General features: G+C 73.0%; 17 protein-coding genes. 12 read left to right on the top strand and 5 right to left on the bottom strand.

Translation table 11 applies throughout. The annotated features are described in order from the left end of the window. Positions 1 to 91: 91 nt before the first annotated feature. Positions 92 to 2,314 (bottom strand): prolyl oligopeptidase family serine peptidase, encoded by a 2,223-nt coding sequence (locus tag LEP48_RS17925; RefSeq protein ID WP_225566944.1) that lies wholly within the window; start codon positions 2,312 to 2,314, stop codon positions 92 to 94. A 185-nt stretch (positions 2,315 to 2,499) separates the two neighbouring features. On the opposite strand from LEP48_RS17925, the gene LEP48_RS17920 reads away from it, so the two are divergent. From LEP48_RS17920 to LEP48_RS17900, 5 genes are read left to right on the top strand one after another with little or no spacing between them, the layout of a single operon-like run. Continuing rightward, the gene (locus tag LEP48_RS17920; protein WP_225566943.1) at positions 2,500 to 3,915 is read left to right on the top strand and encodes an ATP-binding protein; all 1,416 of its coding nucleotides are present in this window, start codon (positions 2,500 to 2,502) and stop codon (positions 3,913 to 3,915) included. Beyond that, the gene (locus LEP48_RS17915; protein ID WP_225566942.1) at positions 3,912 to 4,370 is read left to right on the top strand and encodes a roadblock/LC7 domain-containing protein; all 459 of its coding nucleotides are present in this window, start codon (positions 3,912 to 3,914) and stop codon (positions 4,368 to 4,370) included. Before LEP48_RS17920 ends, LEP48_RS17915 begins: the two co-directional genes overlap by 4 nt. 12 nt (positions 4,371 to 4,382) lie before the next feature. Then, positions 4,383 to 4,736, top strand: coding sequence for a DUF742 domain-containing protein (locus LEP48_RS17910; RefSeq protein WP_225566941.1), 354 nt, complete (start codon positions 4,383 to 4,385; stop codon positions 4,734 to 4,736). Beyond that, entirely contained in the window at positions 4,717 to 5,325 is a 609-nt protein-coding gene (locus LEP48_RS17905; protein WP_225566940.1) for a GTP-binding protein, read from the top strand. Before LEP48_RS17910 ends, LEP48_RS17905 begins: the two co-directional genes overlap by 20 nt. Beyond that, entirely contained in the window at positions 5,322 to 6,575 is a 1,254-nt protein-coding gene (locus tag LEP48_RS17900) for a cytochrome P450 (RefSeq protein WP_225566939.1), read from the top strand. The genes LEP48_RS17905 and LEP48_RS17900 overlap by 4 nt, the downstream gene beginning before the upstream one ends. On the opposite strand, the gene LEP48_RS17895 is transcribed toward LEP48_RS17900, so the two are convergent. Beyond that, a complete protein-coding gene (locus LEP48_RS17895; RefSeq protein ID WP_225566938.1) occupies positions 6,547 to 8,043 on the bottom strand; it encodes a flavin-containing monooxygenase in 1,497 nt (498 codons plus the stop codon). The two genes, LEP48_RS17900 and LEP48_RS17895, sit on opposite strands and share 29 nt — an antisense overlap. 159 nt (positions 8,044 to 8,202) lie before the next feature. Here LEP48_RS17895 and ligA point away from each other — a divergent pair, with 159 nt between their 5' ends. Beyond that, on the top strand, positions 8,203 to 10,623 hold the full coding sequence (gene ligA, locus LEP48_RS17890; protein WP_225566937.1) for an NAD-dependent DNA ligase LigA: 2,421 nt from the start codon (positions 8,203 to 8,205) through the stop codon (positions 10,621 to 10,623). Between the two features lie 10 nt (positions 10,624 to 10,633). Here the strand turns inward: ligA and LEP48_RS17885 are convergent, their stop codons facing one another. Then, entirely contained in the window at positions 10,634 to 11,299 is a 666-nt protein-coding gene (locus LEP48_RS17885) for a ThuA domain-containing protein (protein ID WP_225566936.1), read from the bottom strand. A 115-nt stretch (positions 11,300 to 11,414) separates the two neighbouring features. Then, the gene (locus LEP48_RS17880) at positions 11,415 to 12,593 is read right to left on the bottom strand and encodes an ROK family transcriptional regulator (protein WP_225566935.1); all 1,179 of its coding nucleotides are present in this window, start codon (positions 12,591 to 12,593) and stop codon (positions 11,415 to 11,417) included. Positions 12,594 to 12,764: 171 nt separating this feature from the next. On the opposite strand from LEP48_RS17880, the gene LEP48_RS17875 reads away from it, so the two are divergent. The 6 genes from LEP48_RS17875 (at position 12,765) to LEP48_RS17850 (ending at position 24,417) form a co-directional block, all read left to right on the top strand. Continuing rightward, positions 12,765 to 14,246, top strand: coding sequence for a sugar ABC transporter ATP-binding protein (locus LEP48_RS17875; protein WP_225566962.1), 1,482 nt, complete (start codon positions 12,765 to 12,767; stop codon positions 14,244 to 14,246). Continuing rightward, the gene (locus LEP48_RS17870; RefSeq protein WP_225566934.1) at positions 14,243 to 15,253 is read left to right on the top strand and encodes an ABC transporter permease; all 1,011 of its coding nucleotides are present in this window, start codon (positions 14,243 to 14,245) and stop codon (positions 15,251 to 15,253) included. The genes LEP48_RS17875 and LEP48_RS17870 overlap by 4 nt, the downstream gene beginning before the upstream one ends. Before the next feature lie 62 nt (positions 15,254 to 15,315). Then, the gene (locus LEP48_RS17865; protein WP_225566933.1) at positions 15,316 to 16,374 is read left to right on the top strand and encodes a substrate-binding domain-containing protein; all 1,059 of its coding nucleotides are present in this window, start codon (positions 15,316 to 15,318) and stop codon (positions 16,372 to 16,374) included. A gap of 34 nt (positions 16,375 to 16,408) precedes the next feature. Further along, positions 16,409 to 17,587, top strand: a complete 1,179-nt coding sequence (locus tag LEP48_RS17860; RefSeq protein ID WP_225566932.1) for a Gfo/Idh/MocA family protein — start codon at positions 16,409 to 16,411, stop codon at positions 17,585 to 17,587. 146 nt (positions 17,588 to 17,733) lie between these two features. After that, positions 17,734 to 23,388 (top strand): ThuA domain-containing protein, encoded by a 5,655-nt coding sequence (locus tag LEP48_RS17855; protein ID WP_225566931.1) that lies wholly within the window; start codon positions 17,734 to 17,736, stop codon positions 23,386 to 23,388. A gap of 27 nt (positions 23,389 to 23,415) precedes the next feature. Next, the gene (locus LEP48_RS17850) at positions 23,416 to 24,417 is read left to right on the top strand and encodes a sugar phosphate isomerase/epimerase family protein (protein WP_225566930.1); all 1,002 of its coding nucleotides are present in this window, start codon (positions 23,416 to 23,418) and stop codon (positions 24,415 to 24,417) included. A 90-nt stretch (positions 24,418 to 24,507) separates the two neighbouring features. Here LEP48_RS17850 and LEP48_RS17845 read toward each other — a convergent pair whose 3' ends face one another. Next, positions 24,508 to 25,122, bottom strand: a complete 615-nt coding sequence (locus LEP48_RS17845; protein ID WP_225566929.1) for a GNAT family N-acetyltransferase — start codon at positions 25,120 to 25,122, stop codon at positions 24,508 to 24,510. Positions 25,123 to 25,545 lie beyond the last annotated feature (423 nt).

Genomic DNA, 25,545 nt, shown 5'->3' with positions numbered 1-25,545 from the left:
CCCCCCCCCCCCCCCCCCCGCCCGTCCCCCGCCCCCCCCCCCCCCCCCCCACCCCCCCCCCCGCGACGGGTACCTCGATCTCGGCGGGGGATCAACCCGCCAGGCGCTCGTGCAGGAACGTCCAGGCCAGCGCCGCCATGTGCGCGGCCTGGGCGTTCGTGGCGGCGCCGCCGTGCCCGCCCTCGACGTTCTCGTAGTAGGTGACGTCCTTGCCCGCGGCCAGCATCAGCGCCGCCAGCTTGCGGGCGTGCCCCGGGTGCACGCGGTCGTCCTTGGTCGACGTCGTGAACAGCACGGGCGGGTAGTCGCGGGCGCCGTCGAACAGGTGGTACGGCGAGAACGTGCGGACGAAGTCCCAGTCGTCGGTGTCCGGGTCGCCGTACTCCGCCATCCACGAGGCGCCGGCGAGCAGGTGGGTGTACCGCTTCATGTCCAGCAGGGGCACCTGGACGACGACCGCGCCGAACAGCTCCGGGTACTGGGTGAGCATGTTGCCGGCGAGCAGCCCGCCGTTCGAGCCGCCCTGCGCGCCGAGGTGGGCGGGCGAGGTGATGCCGCGGGCCACGAGGTCGCGCGCCACGGCCGCGAAGTCCTCGTAGGCCCGGTGGCGGGCCGAGCGCAGCGCGGCCTGGTGCCACCGCGGGCCGTACTCGCCGCCCCCGCGGATGTTGGCCACGACGTAGACGCCGCCGCGGGCGAGCCACGCCCGCCCGACGCTGCCCGAGTAGCCGGGCAGCAGCGGGATCTCGAAGCCGCCGTACCCGTAGAGCAGCGTGGGGGCCGTGCCGGGCGTGCCCGGGTCGGCCGGGTGCACCAGGTCCGAGCGCCCGACGACGAAGTACGGCACGCGCGTGCCGTCGACGGACGTGGCGAAGTGCTGGACCGCGACGAGGCCGCGGGCGTCGAAGAACGCGGGCGCGGACTTGAGCACCTCCGGGGTCGCGGCAGGCGCGCCCGGACCCGACGCCGTGGACAGGGCGAGCGTCGACGGCGTGAGGTAACCGGTCGTCGTCAGCCACACGGCGTCGCTCTCGACAGGGTCGACGGCGCGCACCGCGACCGTGACGAGGTCGTCCGAGACCGGCAGCTCCGAGCGCTCCCACCCGGCCCCGGGGGCGCCCGCCGAGGCGTCGGCGGGCGGGGTGAGCACGTGCAGGCGGTTCTTCACGTCGTCGAGGACGGTGACCACCAGGTGGTGGCGTGTCCACGTCGCGCCGACGAGCGAGGTCGTCCCGGTGGGCTCGAACAGGACGGTGAGCTCGCGCGACCCGGCGAGGAAGGCGTCCACGGGCGCGGCGAGCAGCGACCCGGCCGGGTACGTCACCTCGCCGGGCGCCCCCGCGGGCGTCCAGTCCTCGCGCAGCTCCACCAGCAGCCACTCGCGGTGGAACCCCACCTCGGCGGACTCGGGCACGTCGACCTTGACGAGCACCTGGTCGGGGGTGCCGACGCGTTCGGCGAGGAACGTCTCCTGGCGGTAGAACGCGATCGACCGGCTGACGACGTCGCGCTCGAACCCGGGCGTGCGCGAGCGCCGGGCGGAGATGTACATGTCGTCCGCGGCGCCCTCGTAGACGACAACGGCGTCGGCGAGCGGCGTGCCGCGCCGCCACAGCTTGACGACCCGCGGGTAGCCCGACGGCGTGGTGGTGCCCGCGCCGAAGTCGGTGAACACGTAGACGGAGTCCTCGTCCGCCCAGGCGAGCCCGCCCTTGGCGCCGAGCGACCCGTCGGAGCGGGCAGTGTCGCGCTCGAAGCCGCCCTCGGCCGCGGGCACGAACCGCTTCTCGACGAGGTCGAGCTCGCGGGTGACGTCGGCGTCGGAACCACCGGGCGACAGGTCCACCAGGGCGCGGCGCCAGGGCTCGCCCGCGGCGAGCTGCTCGGGCGTCGGGCGCAGCAGCGACGCGCCGTGCCACACCCAGCTGACCCCCTCGGCCTCGGCGAGGGCGTCGAGGTCGAGGACCGTCTCCCACCGCGGGTCGTCGGTGCGGTACTCGTCGAGCGTCGTGCGCCGCCACAGGCCGCGCTCGTGGGTGGCGTCGCGCCAGAAGTTGTACAGGTGGTCGCCGACCCGGCTGACGTCCGGGATGCGGGCGTCCGAGTCCAGGACCTCGCGGATCGCCTCTTCGATGGCGTCCAGGCCGCCGCCGCCGAGGGCGTCGTGCGCGCGGTCGTCGCGCTCGCGCACCCACGCCAGCGCGGCGTCGCCCTCGACCTCCTCGAGCCACGCGAACGGATCGGGGCCAGCGGTGCCGAGCGGGGTCGTGGGAGCGGGAGCGGGCGTGACGGTCTCGAGGTGCTCGGCGGTCATGCTGGGCACCCTAGCCGGAGCGTCCGACGGCCCGCGGGTCCCCTTCCACCAGGGGGGCGACCGTGGTAGAAACTCCTGGTCGGGGCAATTATCCCGCTACGAAACGTTCCGGCGGGTTTCGCGGAGAGGTCGCGCTGTCGCGACCGGCTTCTCGCCGGGTCCGTCCACACGACACCGGGGGTGCGGTGAGCTCCACCAACGAGCGACGAGGCGCCGGCGCGCTGGTCGTCGCCTGGCTGAGCGCTGTGGTAGCGCTGTCATGCGTCGTCGGCCTGCTGCTGCTCGACGGCGACGACGTCGGCCGCACGGGGGCGCTGGCAGCGGGTGCCGTCGTCCTGACGCTGCTCGCCGTCGCCGTGCTCTCCCGAGCCGGGCGTCGAGCTCGGTCCGCCTGGACCGAGGCCGCCGCCGAGCGCGACGAGCTCGCGGCCGAGCTCGCCAGGACCCGGGGGGCCCTGCAGGCGGTGACGAAGGACCACGAGAGCTCCCAGCGGGTGCAGGTCGAGCGACGGACCGCGGCCGAGACCGCCATCGTGGCGCTCTGCCGCAAGGTCCAGGCGTCCGCGCACCGCATCCAGGAGGAGGCGGCGCGCATGGTGCAGCGCCACTCCGCCGACCCGGACGTGCTCCAGACGTCGATGCGCATCGACCACGCCGCCGCCCAGCACGCGCGCCAGGCGCAGAGCCTCGTCGCGCTGTGCGGGCACCGCCCTGGCCAGACGTGGGACGACCCGCTCGCGCTGCCGGACGTCGTGCGGGCCGCCGCCGGGAGGATCACCGCGTTCCACCGCGTCGAGGTGTCCGGTGACCCGGGCCTGTCCGTCGTCGGACGGGCGGTGGAACCGTTCGTCCACCTCGTCGCCGAGCTGCTCGCCAACGCCACGCAGTGCTCGCCGCCGAGCACGCAGGTGCTGGTCGTGATCCGGCAGGTGCAGCGCGGCGCCGTCGTGGAGATCGACGACTGCGGCGTCGGGATGGCGCCGCGCGAGCTGGAGCGGGTCCGGGAGATCGCGTCCGGTGCCCGGACGATGGGCTTCGCGGACCTCGGCGAGGTGCCGCAGACCGGGCTCGCCGTCGTGGGCACGTATGCGCGTCTCCTCGGGCTGCGCGTCGACCTCACGGAGTCGGTGTACGGGGGCCTGCGTGCCGTCGTCCTCGTGCCGGGCGAGCTCACCACGGCCTCGGCCGGCCTGCGCACCCTCGCGCCGAGCGTCGACGACGCGTGGCCCCAGGACCCGGAGATGTCGGGTGCAGCGATCTCGGGTGCAGCGACGTCGGGCGCGGGCGCCGACGGACACCAGCCGGCCGCCGACGGCGGCGTCCCGGAGCCGCTGACGGAGACCTCGAGCCTTCCGGCCCTGCCGCAGCGCAGGTCGCGGCGCGCCTCGACCGACGGCGCGGGCCAGGGTGCCGCGCCCGCACGGCCGGAGGCCGCCGGAGCGTCCGTCGGCGACGAGCCGGAGTCCCAGCCGACCGCCGAGGAGGCGGGCGCCTGGATCGGAGCCTTCTTCTCGGCCGACCACCGGTCGTCGCAGGACGACCCGGACACCCAGCAGACGTCCGCCGTGACCGCGGCGGACGTGACCTCGGAGGACACATGACGACGCAGACGACCGACGGTTCGCCCCTCGCCGCCGCCCATCCGGACAGCTGGATGCTCGACCTCGTGGCGGGGGTGCGCGGCGTCCGCCACGTCGTGGTGCTCAGCTCGGACGGCCTGGTGAAGGTGCGCACGGACGTCACCGACCCCGACACCGCGGACAAGGTCGCCGCCGCCTGCGCGGGCCTCGTGGCGCTCGGCTCGAGCATGGGGCGCGAGTTCGGGGCCGGCAACCGGCTGCGCCAGGTGCTCGTCGAGTTCGAGGGCGGCTTCCTCTTCGTGCGGCGTGCCGGGGACGGCACGCGGCTGGCCGTCGTCACCGACGCACAGGTCGACCCGGGGCTGGTGGCCCAGCAGATGCAGGCCCAGGTGCTCATGATCGGTGAGCGGACCCTGCGCACGGACCCCGCCGAGCAGCCGGGCGAGCAGCCGGCCGAGCGTCCCTCCGAGAGCTGAGGGGGCCCGCCGATGCAGACGGACGGCTTCCGCGACCACCCCGTGCGTTCGTACGTCCTCACCGGCGGGCGTGCGCATCCCACCCGCAACACGCTGCGGCCCGAGACGCTGCTGTGCGCCGTGGACGACGGTCGGGAGCTCCCGGCCTCGGCCGGGCGGCACGAGCGGGCCCTCCTGGAGACCTGCCGCGGCACCCTCGCGCTGGCGGAGCTCGCCGCGTACCTGCACCTGCCCACGAGCCTCGTCGCGGTCCTGGTCTCCGACCTGATCGACGCGGGCTACCTCGCCGTCCGGTCGGGCGTCACCCACGACCTGCCCGGGCTCGACCTGCTGGAGGAGGTCCTCGATGGGCTCCGTCGGTTCTGACCCGGCGACACGGCACCTGGCCCCGACGGTCGAGAGGTCGGTCAAGGTGCTCGTCGTGGGCGCCTTCGGCGTCGGCAAGACGACCCTCATCGACGCCGTGAGCGAGATCCCGGTGCTGAGCACGGAGGAGACGATCACCACGGCCAGCGTCGGGGTCGACCCGGCGCGGGCTGCGAAGTCGACGACCACCGTGGCCATGGACTTCGGCCGGGTGACCGTGGGCGGCACCACCGCGCTGTACCTGTTCGGCACGCCCGGCCAGCGCCGGTTCTGGGACCTGTGGGCCGGGCTGGCGGACGGCGCGGTCGGCGCCCTCATCGTCGTCGACACCCGCCGGCTGGAGGAGAGCTTCGAGGTGCTCGACCAGCTCGAGGAGCACACCCGCATGCCGCTCGCGGTGGTCGTCAACGAGTTCCCCGACTCCCCGCGGCACAGCGGTGACGCGGTGCGGGCCGCCCTCGACCTCCCTGCGGGCACCCCGGTGGTGTCCGGCGACCTGCGTTCCCGGGCGGACGCGGTCGAGGCGCTCCAGGTCCTCGTCGGGCGGGCGGTGGAGCTGCGCCGCGCCGAGGGGGGCGCGGCCGCATGAGCCTCACCGCCGCGGGGCGCGTCCTGCGACTGGAGGAGGTGGCCGACCGCCCGCTGCTGGCGGACCTGGCCGGCGCGCCGGACCCGCGTGCGAGCTATGACGCCCTCCGGTCCCGGTGGGGTGTGCTCGCACCGGTCGACCTCGAGCCGGGCGTGCCCGCGTGGCTCGCGCTGGGCTACGACGCCGTCACCCAGGTGCTGCGCAACGAGGCGCTGTTCTCCCGCGACTCGCGACACTGGCGCTACGAGTCCGAGCGACTGGTGCCCTTCCGCGGCCCGACGCGCGCGGTGCTGGCGCAGCGTGACGGGGTGCACGACCGCGACGGGTCCGAGCACCGGCGGCTGCACGGGCCGGTGGCTGACGCCCTCGAGGCGGTCGAGGAGCGCCGGGTCGCCCGTACCCTCGCGGTAGCGTGCTCGGCCGTCCTCGACCGGCTCGCGACGCGGGGCAGCGCGGACCTGGTGGCGGAGTACGCCGTCGACGTCCCGGTACGGGTCCTGGCGGACCTGCTGGGGATGACGCTCGGCGACGCGCGACGCATGCACGAGCTCACCGTGGACCTGCGGTCCGGGACGGACGCGGCGTACCCGGCCGTGGCTCGCATCGAGGACCTGCTGGCCGAGTTCGTCGCCGGGCGGCGGGCGGAGCCGAGCGACGACCTGACGTCGGTGCTGCTGGCGCACCCGGGCCACGACAACGACCTCGAGGTGATGAGCGCCGTCGCGGTGCTCTTCCAGACGGCGCACGACGCCGAGGTCTCCTGGATCGCGAACACCCTCCAGCGACTGCTGGGAGACCCGGCGTTCGCCGGCCGGCTGCACGGCGGCCGGATCTCGCTGGACGACGCCCTGGACGAGGTGGCCCGCGAGACGCCGCCGCTGCCGCACCTGCTGCCGCGTTACGCGCTGGCGGACGGCGAGCTGGGCGGCCAGCCGGTCGCCGCCGGTGACGCGGTGGTCCCCGCTGTGGCGGCGGCGAACGCGGACCGCTCGGTCCGGTCGGCAGACCCGTGGGAGCAGGTGGACTCGCGGTTCCACCTCACCTGGGGGACCGGCGCGCACGCCTGCCCGGCGCACCGCACGGCCCCCCTGATCACGCGGACGGTGGTGGGGCACTTCCTGGCCCGCGTCGCGGACATCGAGCTGGCGACCGCACCGGAGGACATCGCTCCGGTGCGGTCGGCATGGACGCGGTACCCCCGCGAGCTCCCGGTCCGCTTCGTCAGGAGCGCTGCTCGACCCGCTTCCTGAGGCGTCCGGACACGTGCCGGAAGGCCTTCGGGTCGACCGGCAGCAGCCACTGGGCGGCCTTGGCAGGGCCGGACAGCTCCAGGTCGAGGTCGGCGAGCATCTCGTCGATCTGGTGCAGGGAGAACGGGATGACGTTCGTGCCCCGCGCGTGCTTGCCCTCGGTCCGCTTCTCCATCCAGTCGAGCCGGTCGGTGACGTGCTCGCGCCGCACCGCCAGCGGGGGCAGCGTCATCGCGCCGGCGAGGTAGCCGGCCGTCCACACCGCGCCGATCTCGGCCGACAGCGGGCTGAAGAACGACGAGTTGTAGCCCGCGAAGGTCAGGTGCGGCACGTCGTGCGGCAGGATCTGGCGGTACAGCTCGAAGTTCCCGCGGTCGTCCAGCAGGCGGGCCTGGAGGTCGTCGTCGAGGAACGGCACGCGCTGGTGGAAGCCGGTACCGCAGACGACCAGGTCGGCGCGGACGGTCTTGCCGTCGCTGAGCACGGCGACGGGGGCGCCGTCGTCGTCGACCCCCAGTCGTTCGATCTCCGTGTCCCGGTGCACCGTGATCGCGCCGCGTGCGACCTGCTCGTAGAAGCCGTCGGTGGCGAGGGAGACCGTGGAGCGGGCGATGTCGGCGAACTCGCCGTGCGGCACCAGGCTGAGCTCCTTGAGCCGGAGCTGCTTGACGCCCACCGAGCCGACGCTCCGGACCATCGCCGCGCGTACGGCGTTGCCGGGGCCGTGCAGGAATCGCTCCACGGGGTGGCCCAGCGTCTGGTAGCGGAAGAGGCCCTCGCCGAACCGGGTGAGCAGCAGGTACTTGTAGTTGAGCACGTTGCCGAGCTTCTTGGGCAGCTTCCAGAGCAGGTGGCGCGCCACGACGTGGGTGCCTGCCGCGACCTGCCCGAGCTCGCCGGCGACGTCGCAGGCGGACTTGCCGTAGCCGACCACGACGGTGTTCTTGCCGCGCGCGTCGTCGAGCGAGGTGAGCTGGCTGGCGGCGATGACCCGGCCCCCGGCACGCAGGAGCTGGGCGAGGCCCTCGAACCGCGGGATGACCGGGTCGCAGAAGATGCCGTTCGCCACCACGAGGTGGTCGAAACGCTCGGGGTCGCCCACGGGCTCGCCGGCCCGGCGCGTGGTGACGAGCCAGCCGTCCTCGTCCGTCGTCAGCTCGGCGCGGACGACCTCGGTGGAGAGCCGCAGGCTCTCGGTCAGGCCGTGGTGGGTCACGTACTGCTCGAGGTACGCCTGGACCTGCGCGCCCTCGGGCCACTCGGGGAAGTCCTTGGGCATGGGCAGGTCGGAGAACGAGTAGGAGCCCTTGTTGTTCTGCGTGGTGAGTCCTGTATAGCGGCGGGTCGCGCTCCAGACGCCGCCGACGTCGGGCGCCTTGTCGAGCACGGCGACCTCGTGCCCGAACTCGCGGAGGACCTTGGCACTGGCGAGACCGGCGAACCCGGCGCCGACGACGGCGATCTTCATGTGCGTCCTTGGGGTAGGTCGAGAGGTCATCAGATACAGGGTGAAATCATCACAACCGTAGCGGTCTGGACACGACGGCAACAGGCCCCGGTCCGAGCGGTGGACGACGTGCCGCGCCGTCGCCCGGCTCGTGTCGGCGCCGGGCGGCAGGATGGGGGCGTGAGCGACATCGACCCCCCCGTGCACGACGAGGCCACAGCCCAGCGACGCTGGGCGGAGCTGGTCGCCCTGGTCGAGGAGGACCAGCGCGCCTACTACGAGGACGACGCCCCCAGGGTCTCGGACGCCGAGTACGACGCGCGCATGCACGAGCTGCAGGCGATCGAGGCCGCGCACCCGGCGCTCGTCACGCCGGACTCCCCGACGCAGCGTGTGGGGGGCGCCGCGGCCGGAGGCTTCGCCACGGTCGAGCACGTCGAGCGGATGCTCAGCCTCGACAACGTCTTCTCCGTCGAGGAGCTGCGCGCGTGGGACGCCCGCGTGGCCCGCGACGTGGGTGCCGAGCGCATCGGCTACCTCTCCGAGGTGAAGATCGACGGGCTCGCGATCGCGCTGCTGTACGAGAAGGGCCGGCTCGTGCGGGCCGCCACTCGCGGCGACGGCCGCACGGGTGAGGACGTCACGCAGAACGCGCTGCGGATCGCCGACATCCCACGCCGGCTCGCCGGTGAGGGCCACCCCGACGTCGTCGAGGTCCGCGGGGAGGTGTTCATCCCCGTCGCGTCGTTCGAGAGGCTGAACGAACTGCAGGCGCAGCTTCGCGACCGCGCCGTCGTCGAGGCGCGCGAGCGGCACGGAGGCCGGGCGGCCACCGCCCGCCCGTTCGACGAGGAGCGGGCCCGCGTCGCGGCGCTGCGTCGCTTCCCGCAGTTCGCCAACCCGCGCAACGCGGCGGCCGGCGGGCTGCGCCAGCTGCTCGACAAGAAGGAGGGCATGGAGGCCGAGGCCGGCCTCGCCCGGGTGGAGTCGCTCCGCCTCTACGTGCACGGCGTCGGCGCGCTGCAGTGGACCGCGGGCGAGCACACCGAGCTGGCCCGGCAGTCGGAGGCCTACGAGCTCTTCGCCCGCTGGGGCCTGCCCGTCTCCCCGCACAACCGCGTGGTCGAGGGCGTGGACGGCGTGGCCCGGATGATCGAGCACTTCGGCGCCCACCGCCACGACATCGAGCACGAGCTGGACGGCATCGTCGTCAAGGTGGACGCCCTGGCCGACCAGCGCCGCCTGGGCGCCACGAGCCGGGCGCCGCGCTGGGCGATCGCCTACAAGTACCCGCCGGAGGAGGTCACCACCCGGCTGCTGGCCATCCAGGTGGGCGTCGGCCGCACCGGCCGGGCCACGCCCTACGCGGTGATGGAGCCGGTCAAGGTCGCGGGCTCCACGGTGCGACAGGCCACGCTGCACAACCAGGACGTCGTGCGGGCCAAGGGCGTGCGCATCGGCGACATGGTGGTGCTGCGCAAGGCGGGCGACGTGATCCCGGAGATCCTCGGGCCGGTCACGGCGCTCGCCGACGACGGGTACCCGCGCGAGGACTTCGTCATGCCTGCCGAGTGCCCCGAGTGCGGCACGCCCCTGCGGCCCATGAAGGAGGGCGACGTCGACCTGCGCTGCCCCAACGCCGAGTCCTGCCCCGCGCAGGTACGCGGTCGGGTGGAGCACATCGGGTCGCGCGGCGGGCTGGACGTCGAGGCGCTCGGCGAGGTGACGGCCTCCGCGCTGACCCAGCCGCAGGTCCCCGAGACCCCGCCCTTGCGCACCGAGGCCGGTCTGTTCTCCCTCACGCTGGACGACCTCCTGCCGATCGAGGTCGTGGTCCGGGACGCGGAGACCGGGCTCCCCAAGGTCGACGATGACGGCGTGGCGCGTCGACGCACGCCGTTCCGCAAGAAGCTCACGTACACCAAGGCACGCCGCCTCGCGGCCCAGGAGGCGGGCGAGGTCCTGGCGGACGCCGAGCCGTCGGCCGCGGCCACCAAGCTGCTCGACGAGCTCGAGCGCGCCAGGACCAAGGACCTGTGGCGCATCCTCGTCAGCCTGAACATCCGGCACGTCGGGCCGGTGGCGGCGCGGGCGCTCGCGGACTGGTTCGGGTCGCTCGACGCGATCCGGGCGGCGACCCGCGAGGAGCTGGCCGCCGTCGAGGGGGTGGGCGGGATCATCGCCGACGCCGTCCGGGCATGGTTCGCCGTCGACTGGCACCTGGAGATCGTCGACGCCTGGGCGGCGGCAGGGGTCCGGTTCGCCACGCCGGGGCACCCGGGCCCGGCCGCCATGGCGGCGAAGGCCGACGAGGGCCCGACCGGTCCGCTCGCCGGCCTGACCGTCGTGGTGACGGGCTCGTTGGAGGGCTTCAGCCGTGACGGCGCCAAGGAGGCGGTCATCGCCGCCGGGGGGAAGTCTGCGGGCTCGGTGTCGAAGAAGACGGACTATGTCGTCGTGGGGGAGAACGCGGGGTCCAAGGCCACCAAGGCGGAGGACCTCGGCCTGCCGATCCTCGACGAGGCGGGGTTCGTGCGCCTGCTCGAGGGCGGCCCCGCAGCGCTGGGGGACGCGACGGGAGGTGAGACGGCGGGCGACTGACGGTGGTGGTTCATCGGCTGGCCCAGAGCAGGCCGCGCTCGACGATGGTGCGGATCCCGGGGATCTCGAGATCCGCGAGCTGGTGCCCGTCGGCACACACGAAGACCCTCCCGGTGCCCCATCGCCGCGTCCACACTGCGGGGCAGACGACCGGCTCGTGCCACGGGTCGTCGTCCAGCGGTGGGATGGTCGTGGTCGCGAGCACGTCGACGGCGGAGTCGGTGTGCACCCAGTACTGCTCGGAGAACAGCTCGATCGTGCCGAGCCCTTCGACGATCGGGTGGTCGGCACGGTCGGGCGCGATCTCGACCGTGTAGCGCACCAGGTCGTGGGCGTGCGCGACGAACTGGCCGCCCACCATCTGCTGGTACTCGGTCGCCATGCGGAACGAGTCGAGGACGCCGCCGTGCCACCCGGCGAACCCCGTGCCGCCGGCGACGGCCCGGCGCAGGCCGCGCAGCTCGTCGGGGAGGATCTCGCCCATCGTCCAGCACTGGACGATCAGGTCGACGTCCGCCATGAAGTCCGCGTCGGCGTAGACCTCGAGCGTCTCGGTCGTCGTGACGTCGAACCCGGACTCCTTGAGGAACGGTGCGAACAGCTCGGTCGCCTCGACGGGGGCGTGCCCCGGCCACCCGCCGCGTACCACCAGCGCCCGACGATCCTGTCCGGTCATGAGTCCTCCTCGACCCCGCTGTCCCTGCGTGCTCCGGATGCTCCCGTGGCCCGCACGCACCGATGCTTCACTGGTGCCCCGTCGTCGTCAACACGTCGGGCATCATCACCCGCCGTCAGATGAGCGCGTCGATCGACGCGGGGGAGAGCACGTGGTCGACGGCCATCGCGCTGGCGCCCAGCACCCCCGCCTCGCCGCGCGTCTGCGACGTCACGATCCTCAGGTGCTGCGTGGCCAGGGGCAGGGAGCGCCGGTAGACGACCTCGCGGATCCCGGCGATGAGGTGCTCGCCCGCCTCGGCGAGGACGCCGCCGATGACGATCACCGACGGGTTCAGCATGCTCACGCACGCGGCGAGGACGGTGCCGATGTCCCGGCCGGCCTGGCGCACCGCCGCGCTCGCCGCCAGGTCGCCGGACCGCACCAGACGCACGACGTCGGCGCTCCGGTGGGCGTCGAGGCCGCCGGCGGCGAGCCGCTCGGCCACGGCCTGTCCGCTCGCGATGGCCTCGAGGCAGCCGACGTTGCCGCACCGGCAGGGCGCGTCCTCCGCCCCGGCGACCGCGACGTGCCCGAGGTCGCCCGCCGCGCCCTGGGCACCGCGGCGCAGGGCGCCGTCGGCGATGATGCCGGAGCCGATCCCGGTGGCGACCTTGACGAACAGCAGGTTGTCGACCGTCCGCCAGGCGGCGCGATGCTCGCCGAGCGCCATGATGTTCACGTCGTTGTCCACGAGGACCGGCGCGTCGAAGTGCCGGCGCAGGATGCCTGGCACGTCGACGCCGTCCCAGGCGGGCATGATCGGCGGCATGATCGGGTGCCCCGTCGAGTGCTCGACCGGGCCCGGGAGCCCCACGCCGACCCCGGCCAGCTCGCCCTCGTCGCGCTCGGCCGCGGCGAGGAGCTTGTCCCCGTTCTCGACGACCCAGCCGAGGACGGCGTCCGGACCCTCCGCGATGGACAGCGGTGCGTCGGTCTCGGCCAGCACGTGGGACGCGAGATCGGTGAGCGCGATGCGGGCGTGCGTCGCCCCGAGGTCGATGGCGAGCACCACCTTCGCCCGGGGGTTGAACGCGAACGTCGCCGGGGGCCGGCCGCCGGTCGACGTGGCCTCGCCGGCCGGGGCGATCAGGCCCGCCGACATGAGGAGGTCGATGCGCGCGGCGATGGTCGAGCGGGCCTGGCCGGTCGCCGTCGCGAGGTCGGCGCGCGTCCGGGGCTGACCGTCCCGCAGCAGCTGGAACATCTCCCCGGCCCCCGTCGGCCGGGGAGCGAACTTCAGCAGTTCCTCCATGTTCACAGTCAATCATGATCACAGTCGTGCAACTTTTGGTTGACGCCCGTCAGAAGTAGCCCTACGTTGTGACACATGGTCGACGAAGACCCCCGAGTCGCTCCCGCACAGGAGCCCGTCCCGCCGTCCGGCGAAGCAGCCGGCGTCACGAGCCGTCCCCCGTTGTTGCGCATGGAGGGCATCGTCAAGCACTTCCCGGGAGCCAAGGCGCTCGACGGCGTGGACCTCGAAGTCCTGCCCGGTGAGGTGCACTGCCTCCTGGGTCAGAACGGCGCCGGCAAGTCCACGCTCATCAAGGTGCTCTCCGGCGCTCACCAGCCCACCGCGGGGCGCATCGTCGTCGACGACGCCGAGGTGACGATCGGGCACCCGGTCGCCGCGCTGGCCCACGGCGTCGCCACCATGTACCAGGAGCTGGACGTCGTCGACGGGCTCACGGTCGCGGAGAACATCTACCTTGGCCACGAGCTCGCGACCGGCGGCTTCACGCAGCGCCGGGAGGTCGCCCGCCGTACCCGGGAGATCCTCCGGCGGCTCGGGCACCCCGAGATCTCCCCGCACCGCGAGGTCGGCCAGCTCCCGGCCGCCGGCAAGCAGATCGTCTCGATGGCGCGCGCGCTCTCCCACGACGCGCGGGTGATCGTCATGGACGAGCCGTCCGCCGTCCTCGACTCGGGTGAGGTGGAGAACCTCTTCCGCGTGGTGCGCGAGCTCACCGCGCAGGGCGTGGCGATCGTCTACATCTCGCACCGCATGGAGGAGATCCGAGCGATCGGCGACCGCATCACCGTCCTCAAGGACGGCCGGACGGTCGGGCGGAACCTGCCTGCCAGCACCCCGACCCGCGAGCTCATCACCCTCATGACCGGGCGCTCGGTCGAGTACGCCTTCCCCGCGCGACCGGGGGTTCCCGACGACGCGCCGGTGGTGCTCGACGTCCAGGGCCTGACGCTCCCGGGCGCGTTCGAGGACGTCTCCCTCCAGGTGCGGGCGGGAGAGGTGGTGGGCCTGGCCGGGCTCGTGGGGTCCGGCCGCTCCGAGATCCTCGAGACGATCTTCGGGGCGCGCAAGCAGTCGGCCGGGACCGTCAGCGTCTCGGGTCGCCGCCTGCGTGCCGGGTCGGTGCCCGCGGCGGTGGCCGCGGGCGTGGGCCTGGCCCCCGAGGAGCGCAAGAGCCAGGGCCTCGTGCTCGACGAGGCGGTCTATCGGAACATCACCCTGTCGACGTTCGCCCGCACGGCGAAGGGCGGCTGGCTCGACGAGCGCGCGGAGCGGCGTGCCGCGCGCGCACAGGCCGAGGCGCTGGACCTGCGCCCGCCGGACGTCGAGCGGGCGATCCGCACCCTGTCGGGGGGCAACCAGCAGAAGGCCGTGCTGGCGCGCTGGCTGGTGCACGGCTGCGACGTGCTCCTGCTGGACGAGCCCACCCGCGGCGTCGACGTCGGCGCCCGCTCCGAGCTCTACGGACTGGTGCGGACGCTCGCCGACAACGGGACCGCCGTCCTCGTCGTCTCCAGCGAGATCCCCGAGGTCCTCGGCCTGGCCGACCGCGTCCACGTCGTCTCCGACGGACGCGTGGTGCACCAGGCCCCCGCGCAAGAGATCGACGAGCACCGTGTGCTCGACCTCGTGATGGAAGGAAGTGCCGCGTGAGCGCATCCACGGCCGCCCCGCCGGCCGACGCATCGACCGAGCGACGCTCGTGGCTCTCCGGCCCCGCCGGCCGGAACGTCGGGCTCGTCGTCGCCCTCGCCCTGATCTGCGTCGCGGGAGTCGTCACCGGCGGCGAGCGCTTCGCCGACATCGACAACGTCGTGACGATCCTGCGGGCCGCCGCGGTCACCGGCGTCGTCGCCATCGGGATGACGTTCGTGATCATCTCCGGCGGTATCGACCTGTCCGTGGGCTCCGTGCTGGGGCTGACGGGGGTGTGGGCGACCACCGTGGCGACCCAGACGATGGCCGAGGACGTCCATTGGCTGGTCATGGTGTTCACGGCGCTCGTGGTGGGCGTCGGCGCCGGCCTCGTCAACGGCGTGATCATCGCGTACGGGCGGGTGGTCTCGTTCATCGCGACGCTCGCCATGCTGGCCAGCGCCCGCGGGCTCGCGGAGATGATCTCCAACCGGCAGACGCAGCGGGTCGAGGTCGCCGGGTTCACCGACTTCTTCGACCTCGACCCCCTCGGCGTGCCGATGCTCATCTGGATCTTCGCGCTCGTCGCGGTCGCCGGCTGGTTCCTGCTCAACCGCACGACGTTCGGCCGGCGCACCGTCGCCGTCGGCGGCAACGCCGAGGCCGCGCGGCTGGCGGGCATCAAGGTCAAGCGGCACACGCTGTACATCTACGGCCTCTCGGGCCTGGCCGCCGGCATCGGCGGGGTGATGATGCTCGGTCGCACGACGGCGGGTACGTCGACGAACGGTGTGCTCCTCGAGCTCGACGTCATCGCCGCCGTCGTCGTCGGCGGGACGCTGCTCGCAGGCGGGCGGGGCACGATCGTCGGCACCGTGTTCGGCGTCCTCATCTTCAACACGCTGACGAACATCTTCGTCATCAACAACATGTCGACGTCGGCACAGGGCGTCGCCAAGGGCGTCATCATCGTCGCCGCCGTGCTGCTCCAGCAGCGCTTCGCCAACCGCAGCAGGCCGACCTGACCGGGCGCGGCCGCCGCACCCCTCACCATCACGCAGCACCGGACCGAATCGAGGAAGATCCCATGTCCGCACGAATGACTTCGCGACGCCGCACCCTGACGGCCGTCGCCGGTGCCACCGCCGCGCTCCTGCTGGCGGCAGGCTGCACCAGCAACGAGCCCCCGGAGGAGGAGGGCTCGGGCGCGACGGAGGCCGCCGCGCCCGTCGAGGCCAACGACGAGCCCGGCGAGAAGGTCGTCATCGGCTTCTCGGCCCCGGCCGCCGACCACGGCTGGATGGGTGCCATCACCAAGGCCGCCGTCGACACGGCCGGGCAGTACGAGGACGTCGAGCTGCGCCAGGCCGAGGCCACCAACGACGTCAACATGCAGATCAGCCACATCGAGCAGTTCATCAACGAGGGCGTGGACGCCATCGTGCTCCTGCCGTTCGACGGCGCGGCGCTCACGGACGTCGCCACCCAGGCGATGGAGGCGGGCATCCCCGTCATCAACGTGGACCGCGAGTTCTCCAGCCCGTTCGCGGCGCGCGCCACGATCCTCGGCGACAACTACGGCATGGGGGTGAGCGCCGGCACCTACATCTGCGAGCAGCTCGGCGACAACCCCGACGCGATCGTGGCCGAGATCCAGGGCATCGAGTCGCTGCCGCTCACCCAGGACCGCAGCCAGGGCTTCGAGGACGCGCTGTCCGACTGCGGCCTCGACGTGGACCGCCGCGTGGCCGCGGACTTCACCATCCAGGGCGGCGAGACGGCGACGTCGAACCTGCTGCAGGCCGAGCCCAAGATCGACGCGATCTGGAACCACGACGACGACCAGGGTGTCGGCGTGATGGCGGCGATCGAGAACGCGGACCGCGACGAGTTCTTCATGGTCGGCGGCGCCGGGTCGCTCGACGTCATGGAGGAGATCAAGGCCGGCGACTCGGTGCTCAAGGCCACGGTCGTCTACCCGTCCACGCAGGCGGCCGACGGCATCAAGCTCGCCCGGCTCATCGTGCAGGACAAGAACATGGGCGACCTCGTGTCCCCGGGAGTGCCGCGCACCACGACGCTCTTCGCCCCCGTGGTGACCTCGGAGAACGTCGACCAGTTCATGGACATGGGCTTCCGGTCCTGACGACACGCACACCCGACACGCAAAGGAGGCGTCGATGAGCGCGCCCGGTACGCCCACGCTCGGCATCGGCATGGTCGGCTACTCGTTCATGGGCCAGGCCCACTCCCAGGCCTGGCGGACCGCGCCGCGGTTCTTCGACCTGCCGCTGGCCCCGCGCATGCGGGTCGTGGCCGGCCGCGACGGCGACGCGGTGCGGGCAGCGGCCGAGCGGCTCGGCTGGGACGAGTCGGTCACGAGCTGGCAGGAGCTGATCGCGCGGGACGACGTCGACCTCGTCGACGTGTGCACCCCGGGCGACACCCACGCGGAGATCGCGATCGCCGCGCTCCAGGCGGGCAAGCACGTGCTGTGCGAGAAGCCGCTGGCCAACTCGGTCGCCGAGGCCGAGGCCATGGTCGCGGCGGCGGAGCGCGCCGCGGCGCGGGGCGTCCACGCGGCGGTGGGGTTCACCTACCGCCGCGTGCCGGCCATCCAGCTCGCCCGGCGCCTCGTCGAGCAGGGGCGGATCGGCGAGGTGCGGCACGTGCGCGCGCAGTACCTCCAGGACTGGCTCGCCGACCCGCAGGCGCCGCTCTCGTGGCGGCTCGACAAGGAGAAGGCCGGGTCGGGGGCCCTGGGTGACATCGGCGCGCACGTGGTGGACCTCGCGCAGTTCGTCACAGGGGAGCTGCTGACCGGCGTGGCCGGCATGCTCGAGACCTTCGTGCGCGAGCGCCCGGTGCCGGCGTCGTTCGCCGGGCTGTCCGGCGAGGCGGGGGAGGGCACCGGCCCGGTCACGGTGGACGACGCCGCGGTCTTCTTCGGTCGCCTCGCCGGGGGCGGCCTCGCGACCTTCGAGGCGACCCGCTTCGCGTGGGGCCGCAAGAACGCCATCCGGCTGGAGGTCAACGGCACGCGCGGTTCGCTCGCGTTCGACTTCGAGGACATGAACCTGCTGCACTTCTTCGACGCCACGGACGACGCCGAGGTGGCGGGCTTCCGCCGGATCGTCGTCACGGAGCCGGAGCACCCCTACGGCGGGCACTGGTGGCCCGCCGGCCACGGGCTCGGCTACGAGCACGCCTTCACCCACCAGGTGGTCGACCTCGTCGAGGACCTGGCGGCGGGGAAGCAGCCCACGCCGTCCTTCGCGGACGGGCTCGCGGTGCAGCGCGTGCTCGACGCCGTCGAGCGCAGCTCGGACGCGGGAGGCGGGTGGGTCGACATCCCCTGATCCCCGCCCCGATCCCCGAGGCACGCATCGCACCACGGCACCAGAGCACCACGGCAGCATCAGCTCGGCACCACTCGGCGGCCGCGCCCCGCGACCGCACATGCAGCAGGACACCCGACGCTCGACGAGGAGACACGGTGACTTTCATGCGCAGGACGAGGTCGACGGCGGCCCGAAGGTTCGTACCAGGAGCAGTGGCGGGCGCGACGACGCTCGCGCTGGGGCTGACCATGGGGGCGGCGGCGGCACAGGCCGCCGTCCCCGGTAGGCTCCCCGCCTCGGTGCCCGGAGCGCTGCCGGGAGCCGGGCCGGTCTCCCAGCACCCGATCGAGGAGCACGACGCCGAGCCGTTCGACGCGCTCGTGTTCTCGAAGACGGCGGCGTTCCGTCACGACTCGATCCCCGCCGGGGTCGCCGCGATCGAGCAGCTCGGTGCCGACCACGGCTTCGCGGTGACGGCCACCGAAGACGCGAGCGTCTTCACCGACGAGGGGCTGGCCGGCTACGAGGTCGTGGTCTTCCTGTCCACCACGGGCGATGTGCTGGACGCCGCGCAGCAGGCCGCGTTCGAGCGCTACGTCCAGGGCGGTGGCGGGTACGCCGGCATCCACGCGGCGTCCGACACCGAGTACGACTGGCCCTGGTACGGCGAGCTCGTGGGTGCCTACTTCGACTCCCACCCGCAGAACCAGGACGCCACGGTCAAGGTCGAGGACGGCGTGCACGGGTCCACGGCGCACCTGCCGCAGCGCTGGGAGCGGTTCGACGAGTGGTACAACTTCCGGTCGGACCCCCGCGACACGGTGCACGTCCTGGCGAGCCTGGACGAGACGACGTACGACGCCGGCGGCGGCGCGATGGGCGCCGAGCACCCGACGGCGTGGTGCCAGGTGTACGACGGCGGACGCTCCTGGTACACCGGCGGCGGCCACACCGCCGAGTCCTACACGGAGCCGGAGTTTCTCGACCACCTGCTCGGCGGGATCATGACCGCGGCGGGTGCCGTGGACTCCGACTGCAGCGCCACGCAGAGCGCCAGCTACGAGATGGTGCCGCTCGACGAGGGCACCCAGAACCCGATGATGCTCGCGGTGGCCGACGACGGCACCGTGTTCTACGTCGAGCGGGACGGCCGCGTGCGCGTGGTCGACCCGGCCTCGCAGACCACGTCGACGGCGATGACGCTCGACGTCACGCTCGCCAACGAGGACGGCCTGACGGGCATCGTGCTCGACCCGGCGTTCGCGGAGAACGGCTGGGTCTACCTCTACTGGTCGCCGGCCGACGTCGGCGCGGACGGCCCGCACAACCGCGTCTCCCGCTTCGTCTACGACGCCGCGAGCGGGACGATCGACCCGGCGAGCGAGGTCGCCGTCCTCAAGGTGGAGACGCAGCGCGACCGGTGCTGCCACGCGGGCGGGGACATGCAGTTCGACTCCGCGGGCAACCTCGTGGTCGTGACCGGCGACAACACCGACCCGTTCGAGTCGGGCGGGTACGCGCCGATCGACGAGCGTGCGGGGCGCGAGCACTTCGACTCGCAGCGCACCGCGGCGAACTCGGACGACCTGCGCGGCAAGGTGCTGCGCATCCACCCCGAGCCGGACGGCACCTACACGATCCCCGACGGCAACATGTTCGCACCGGGGACCGCCGACACCCGGCCCGAGATCTTCGCCATGGGCTTCCGCAACCCGTTCCGCATCGCGATCGACCCGGCGACGGACAACGTCCTCGTCGCCGACTACGGGCCCGACGCCGGGTCGGCCGACCCGGCCCGCGGCCCCGCGGGCACCGTCGAGTGGAACGTGGTCAGCGAGCCCGGCTTCTACGGCTGGCCCTACTGCACCGGCGCCAACAACGCCTACGTCGACTACGACTTCGCGACAGGCCGGTCCGGGGAGCCGTTCGACTGCGCCGGCGGCGTCGTGAACGACTCCCCGAACAACACGGGCGTCACGCAGCTTCCTCCCGCGATCGGGGCCGAGGTCTGGTACGGCTACGCCGGCAACCCCGCGTTCCCCGAGATCGGTGGGGGCGGAGCCCCGATGGGCGGCCCGGTGTACTCCTACGACCCCGACCTCGCGTCCGACCGGCAGTGGCCGGAGTACTGGGACGGCAAGGCACTGGTCGGTGAGTGGAACCAGGGCCGCGTCTACTCGTTCCAGCTCGCGGGCGACGTCCGCGACGACCTCGTGGACATCAACCGGGTGCTGCCGGGCCTGCTCGACCCGAGCGCCGGGTTCGACCGGCCCATGGACATGGAGTTCGGTCCCGACGGCGCCCTGTACGTCGTCGACTGGGGGTCCGGCTTCGGCGGGGACAACGACTCCTCCGGCGTCTACCGCGTCGACTACGTGGAGGGCGACCCCGCGCCGATCGCGAAGGCGAGCGCCGACGTCACCGACGGGCCCGCGCCCCTGAGCGTCCAGTTCTCCTCCGAGGGCACCCGGCACCCGGACGGCGAGCCGCTCGAGCTCGCGTGGACGTTCGGCGACGGTTCCGCGCCGTCCGCGGAGGCGAACCCCTCCCACACCTACGCCGAGAACGGCGGGTACACCGCCCAGCTCGTCGCCACGGCCCCGGACGGACAGACCGGCGTGGCGAACGTGGAGGTCGTCGTGGGCAACACCGCGCCCGAGGTGGAGATCACCTTCCCGGACGACGGCGGGACCTTCGACTGGGGCGACCAGATCGCCTACGAGATCACCGTGACCGATCCTGACGGCGAGGTGGAGTGCGCCGACGTCCACATGCGGACGTTCCTCGGCCACGAGGCCCACGGGCACCCGATCGAGGACCTGACGGGCTGCTCCGGCGTCGTCCAGACCGCGCGCGACGAGGGGCACGGGATCGAGGCGCGCCTGTTCTGGATCCTCGAGGCCGCGTACACCGACGACGGCGGCGAGGTGGGGATCCCGCTGACCACGACGCACCAGCAGATCCTGCAGCCCAAGCTCCTGCAGTCGGAGTTCTTCACCGACACCGGACGCCTGCCCGGATCGACCAGCAGCGGCGACGCGGGCGTGCAGACCGAGCAGACCGGCGACAGCGCCGGCGGCGGCATGAACGTCGGTTTCGTCGAGCCCGACGACTGGTGGGCGCACGATCGCCTCAGCCTCGCGGGCGTCGAGGAGGTCGGCCTGCGGGCCGCCTCGGGTGCCGGCGGCGGCACCGTCTCGCTGCGGTGGGGCGCCCCCGACGGGCCGGAGATCGGCCAGCTCGAGGTACCCGACACGGGCGACTGGCAGAGCTATGTCGACGTCTCCACCCCGCTCACCGATGCTCCCGAGGGCACCGGGACGCTGTACTTCGTCCTGCTCGACGGCGGGATCAACAGCAACTGGACCGCGTTCGCCGGCCGGGGCGCGGCCGCCAACTCCCGGCCGACCGTCGACAGCCTCGACGTCGGCCCGCTCGCCGGGCTGGCTCCGCTGGAGGTGACCGCGTCGGTCGCCGCGACCGATCCCGAGGGTCACGCGATCACCTACGCCTGGGACGACGGCCTCGGTGGTGGCTTCGTGGACGGGACCGACACGTTCGCCGTGACCTACGACGAGCCGGGGGAGTACCGCCTGCAGGTGCGCGCGACCGACGAGCTCGGCGCGTACACCACGCAGGCGGTGACGGTCACCGTCACGGCGGAGACCACGCCGCCGCCGGTGTGCCTCAGCGGCCGCTCCGACGGCTTCGACGGGACGGACCTCGACCCCGACCGGTGGACCGTGCTCGACCGCGACCAGCAGCTGCGGGTCGCCGACGGACACCTGACCGTCCCGGCGACGCCGGCGGACTTCTACGGCACGGACAACACGACGGTGCCCAACCTGGTGCTGCAGGACCTGCCCGACGGGCCGTTCACGGCGACCGCACGCCTGACGATCGAGGCGGACGCGCAGTACCAGCAGGCCGGGCTGCTCATCTACGACGGGCCTGACGACTACGCGAAGATGGTGCTCCAGGGCAGGTCGGCCCCGGCCGACCCGGCCACGCGGATCTTCCAGTTCATCCGTGAGGAGGGCGGCGCCCCGAACGAGGTCGCCGAGTCCAACACCGGGGCGCTCGGCGCGGGCTACCCGTCCACCGTGTACGTCCGGTTCACCTCCACGGACGGCACCGATCTGCGGGCGTCGTACTCGCACGACGGGGCCACGTTCACGGAGATGCCGCAGACCAAGTCGCTGGCCGGTCTCACCGACCCGCGGATCGGTCTGATGGCGCTCGCGGGCAACGGCACGACGGCCCCGGTCACGGACGCCGCGTTCGACTGGTTCCAGATCACGCCGGACGACACGGCCACGACGACGGGTCCCGACGACGAGTTCGACGGGGACGCTCTCGACGCGTGCCGCTGGTCGGTGCACCGTGAGGACCCTGCCGGCTACCGGGTCGCGGACGGCGCGCTGCACATCGACACGACGCCGACCGACATCTACTCCGGCGACAACTCGGACGTGCCCAACATCGTGCTGCAGCCGCAGCCGGGCGCCCAGCCGGGCGACGACTGGACCGTCGAGACCAGGGTGGACGGGTCGACGTTCGACCGCCAGTACCACCAGGGCGGTCTCATCGTGTACGGCGACGACGACAACTACGTCAAGCTCGACCTCGTCACCGACAACGCGGCCGGCGACCCCCTGACGCAGCGCATCGAGCTGCGGAGCGAGGTCGACGCCGTCGTCACGAACCCGCAGCCGCAGGTCGGGCAGCTCACCGGCGCCGTGTGGCACCTGCGCCTGACGAAGGCCGGCGACACCTTCTCCGCGGCGTACAGCGCCGACGGCGAGGAATGGACCCCCCTGGGCGAGCCCGTGACGCACGCAGGCCTCGCCGACGCCCGCGTCGGCCTGTTCGCCCTCGGCGCCGGGACGTCCGGCGCGAACCAGGGCACGGCGTCGTTCGACTACTTCAGGGTCACGAGCGACGACGGCGAGCCGCTCGCCGTGACGGGCGCGCTCGACCCGGCGGAGCCGGACGGCCCTGACGGCTCCTGGCTCGGCCCCGTGTCAGTGTCGGTCGAGGCGACGGGAGGGCCCGTGGGCGAGGCCCCGGTCGTGGAGGTGGACGTCGACGGCGCCGGCTGGACGGCGTACACGACGCCGTTCGAGGTCACCGACCCCGGGAGGCACACCGTGGCCGTCCGGGCGACGGCGGGCGGGGAGACCGTCGTCGGGGAGACCCTGACCTTCACGATCGCCGCGCCCGCGAGGCCCGTGACGCCGTCCGTCGTCGTCACCCAGGCCGCTTGCGGCTGGGCGCCGGACGGGACGCACGACGTGTCCGGCGGGGCGATCGTGCCCGCGGACGTCGAGGGCGTGCGGTACGTCGTCCGCCCGCTCACCGACGAAGGTGCAGGCCCGGTCGTGGACGACCCGGCCGACCTCGAGCCGGGGACGTACCGGGTGGCTGCCCGGCCCGCCGCGGGTTACATGATCGAGCCGGGCGAGGGCTGGCGGGTCAACGCCGCGGGCATCGGGGTCCTGGAGGTGACGATCGACGAGCCCGAGTGCCCGCCGGACGACGCGCCTGCGGTGCTCGTGACCCAGCCCACCTGCGACGACCCCACCGGTGAGATCGGTGGCGTCCCCCTGGACGTCGTCCGGGACTACCGGGTGAACCACTGGGTCGACGGGTCGAAGCGCGGCAAGGTGTCCGACACCTCCGCCCTCGCGCCCGGCCAGTACCTGGTCACGGCGTCCCCCGCGAAGCGGGCCACCCTGGCGATCACCGGCGACTGGAGGGCCGCGCCCGGCGGCAAGGCCACGCTCGTCGTCACGATCACCGCGGCCACCTGCGACTGAGCTCCGTACGAGAGGAATGAGCACGACATGTCACGACCGATCACCCTGTTCACGGGTCAGTGGGCCGACCTGCCGCTGGAGGAGGTGGCCCGGCTCGCCTCGGGCTGGGGCTACGACGGCCTCGAGCTCGCCTGCTGGGGCGACCACCTCGACCCCTGGCGGTGGGACGACGACGCCTACGTGCAGTCCCGGCTGGACCTGCTCGACCGCCACGGGCTCAACGTGTACGCCATCTCGAACCACCTCAAGGGGCAGGCGGTGTGCGACGACCCGATCGACGAGCGGCACCGCGACATCCTGCCCGACGTCGTGTGGGGCGACGGCGACCCCGAAGGAGTGCGGCAGCGGGCCGCCGAGGAGATGAAGCACACCGCGCGGCTGGCGGCGAAGCTCGGGGTCGACACGGTGGTCGGGTTCACCGGGTCGTCGATCTGGAAGTACGTCGCCATGTTCCCGCCCGCCACGGACGCGATGGTGGAGGCCGGCTACCAGGACTTCGCCGACCGCTGGAACCCGATCCTCGACGTCTTCGACGAGGTCGGGGTGCGGTTCGCGCACGAGGTGCACCCCAGCGAGATCGCGTACGACTACTGGACGACCGTGCGGACGCTGGAGGCCATCGGCCACCGGCAGTCGTTCGGCCTGAACTGGGACCCGTCCCACATGGTGTGGCAGGACATCGACCCGGTGAGCTTCCTGTGGGACTTCCGCGAGCGGATCTATCACGTGGACTGCAAGGACACGAAGAAGCGGATGACCAACGGGCGCAACGGCCGCCTGTCGTCGCACCTGCCGTGGGCGGACCCGCGGCGTGGCTGGGACTTCATCTCTACCGGGCACGGCGACGTCCCGTGGGAGGACGCGTTCCGGATGCTCAACACCATCGGCTACGCCGGGCCCATCTCCGTGGAGTGGGAGGACGCCGGGATGGACCGGCTGGTGGGGGCGCCGGAGGCGCTCGAGTTCGTGCGCAAGCACGCGTTCGACGCGCCCGACGCCGCGTTCGACGCGGCGTTCTCGTCGCGCTGAGTCCGCCGTCGGTCGCTTGATGCCCGGGTCCTGGGTGGTTCCGCCGGAGGGCAGGACGCCTCGGGCTCGGGCCAGGACCGCCGTGCGGGCTCAGCGGGGGGTGTGCAGCATGACGACGTCGTCGTGCTGCACGCCCCCGACGTCGTAGGTGCGCCGGCCGATCACCTCGAAGCCGTGCTTGCGGTAGAAGGCCTGGGCGCGGGCGTTCTCCCCGTTGGTCCCGAGCCAGAGCGGGAGAGGGCCGCCGCCGCGGGCCGCCACGAGCTCCGCGGCTGCCGTGACAGATGCCGTCATGAGCCGGCCCGCGACGCCGGTCCCGAGTGCGGACGGGTGCGCGTAGATCTTCGAGAGCTCGGTGTACGGCCCTGGGCCGCAAGCCGTGCGCAGCGCCTCGGCCTCCGCGGCGCCGGCGGGCTCGCCGAGCTGGACCAGGGCGTACCCGAGCGGGACGTCCTGCGGACCGTCCGCGCGGGGTCGGGCGACGAGCAGCGCGTGCCGGGGCGAGCGCGCCCACTCGCGGAAGGCCCCGGGGTGCAGGTGCGCGGCGACGTGTGCGGCCATGGTGGGCACGGGGGTCCCGGGCGGGCAGGCGAGCGGGAACGTCAGGGCCGCGAGCCACGCCACGGCGGCGGCCTCGTCAGGGCGGGCGCGGCCCACGACGGTGCCGTCCGTGCCGGGCCGTGCGGGTTCGGGAGCGTGATTCACAGCGTGAACCTAGCCCTGTCGACGCCGGTGTGCCCCGGGTCACCCCGGGGGTGGTGGTGAGCACCCCCGGGAGCGTGTAATGTTCTCGGAGTCAGCCCGACAGGGAGACGGACACGAAGAGCCTCACGGATCACTCCGGAGGGCGAGTGGCCGCCCGGGGCTGAAACTCCCATCGAGGATCGGGTGCTTTCGTAGACCCCGCGTCTTGGATGTGGGGGCCTGCTGGCGAGTCCCACTGCGCCGACCGACCGGAGATCCGGTGGTCGAAGCGGCCGGGAGGGTCTGGTAAGGTTGGAGAGTTGCCCCGGACGGGATCGGAGCGGTTGCTTCGGTGTTGGATGGTGTGCGTCGGTTGTTTGAGAACTCAACAGTGTGCTTGATAGATAGTCAATGCCAATAGTTTGTTGGAACCTTTGTTGGTTC

The organism is Isoptericola luteus (assembly GCF_020297055.1).
GTDB lineage: Bacteria > Actinomycetota > Actinomycetes > Actinomycetales > Cellulomonadaceae > Isoptericola > Isoptericola luteus.
This window is presented reverse-complemented; position numbering and strand designations above follow the sequence as displayed.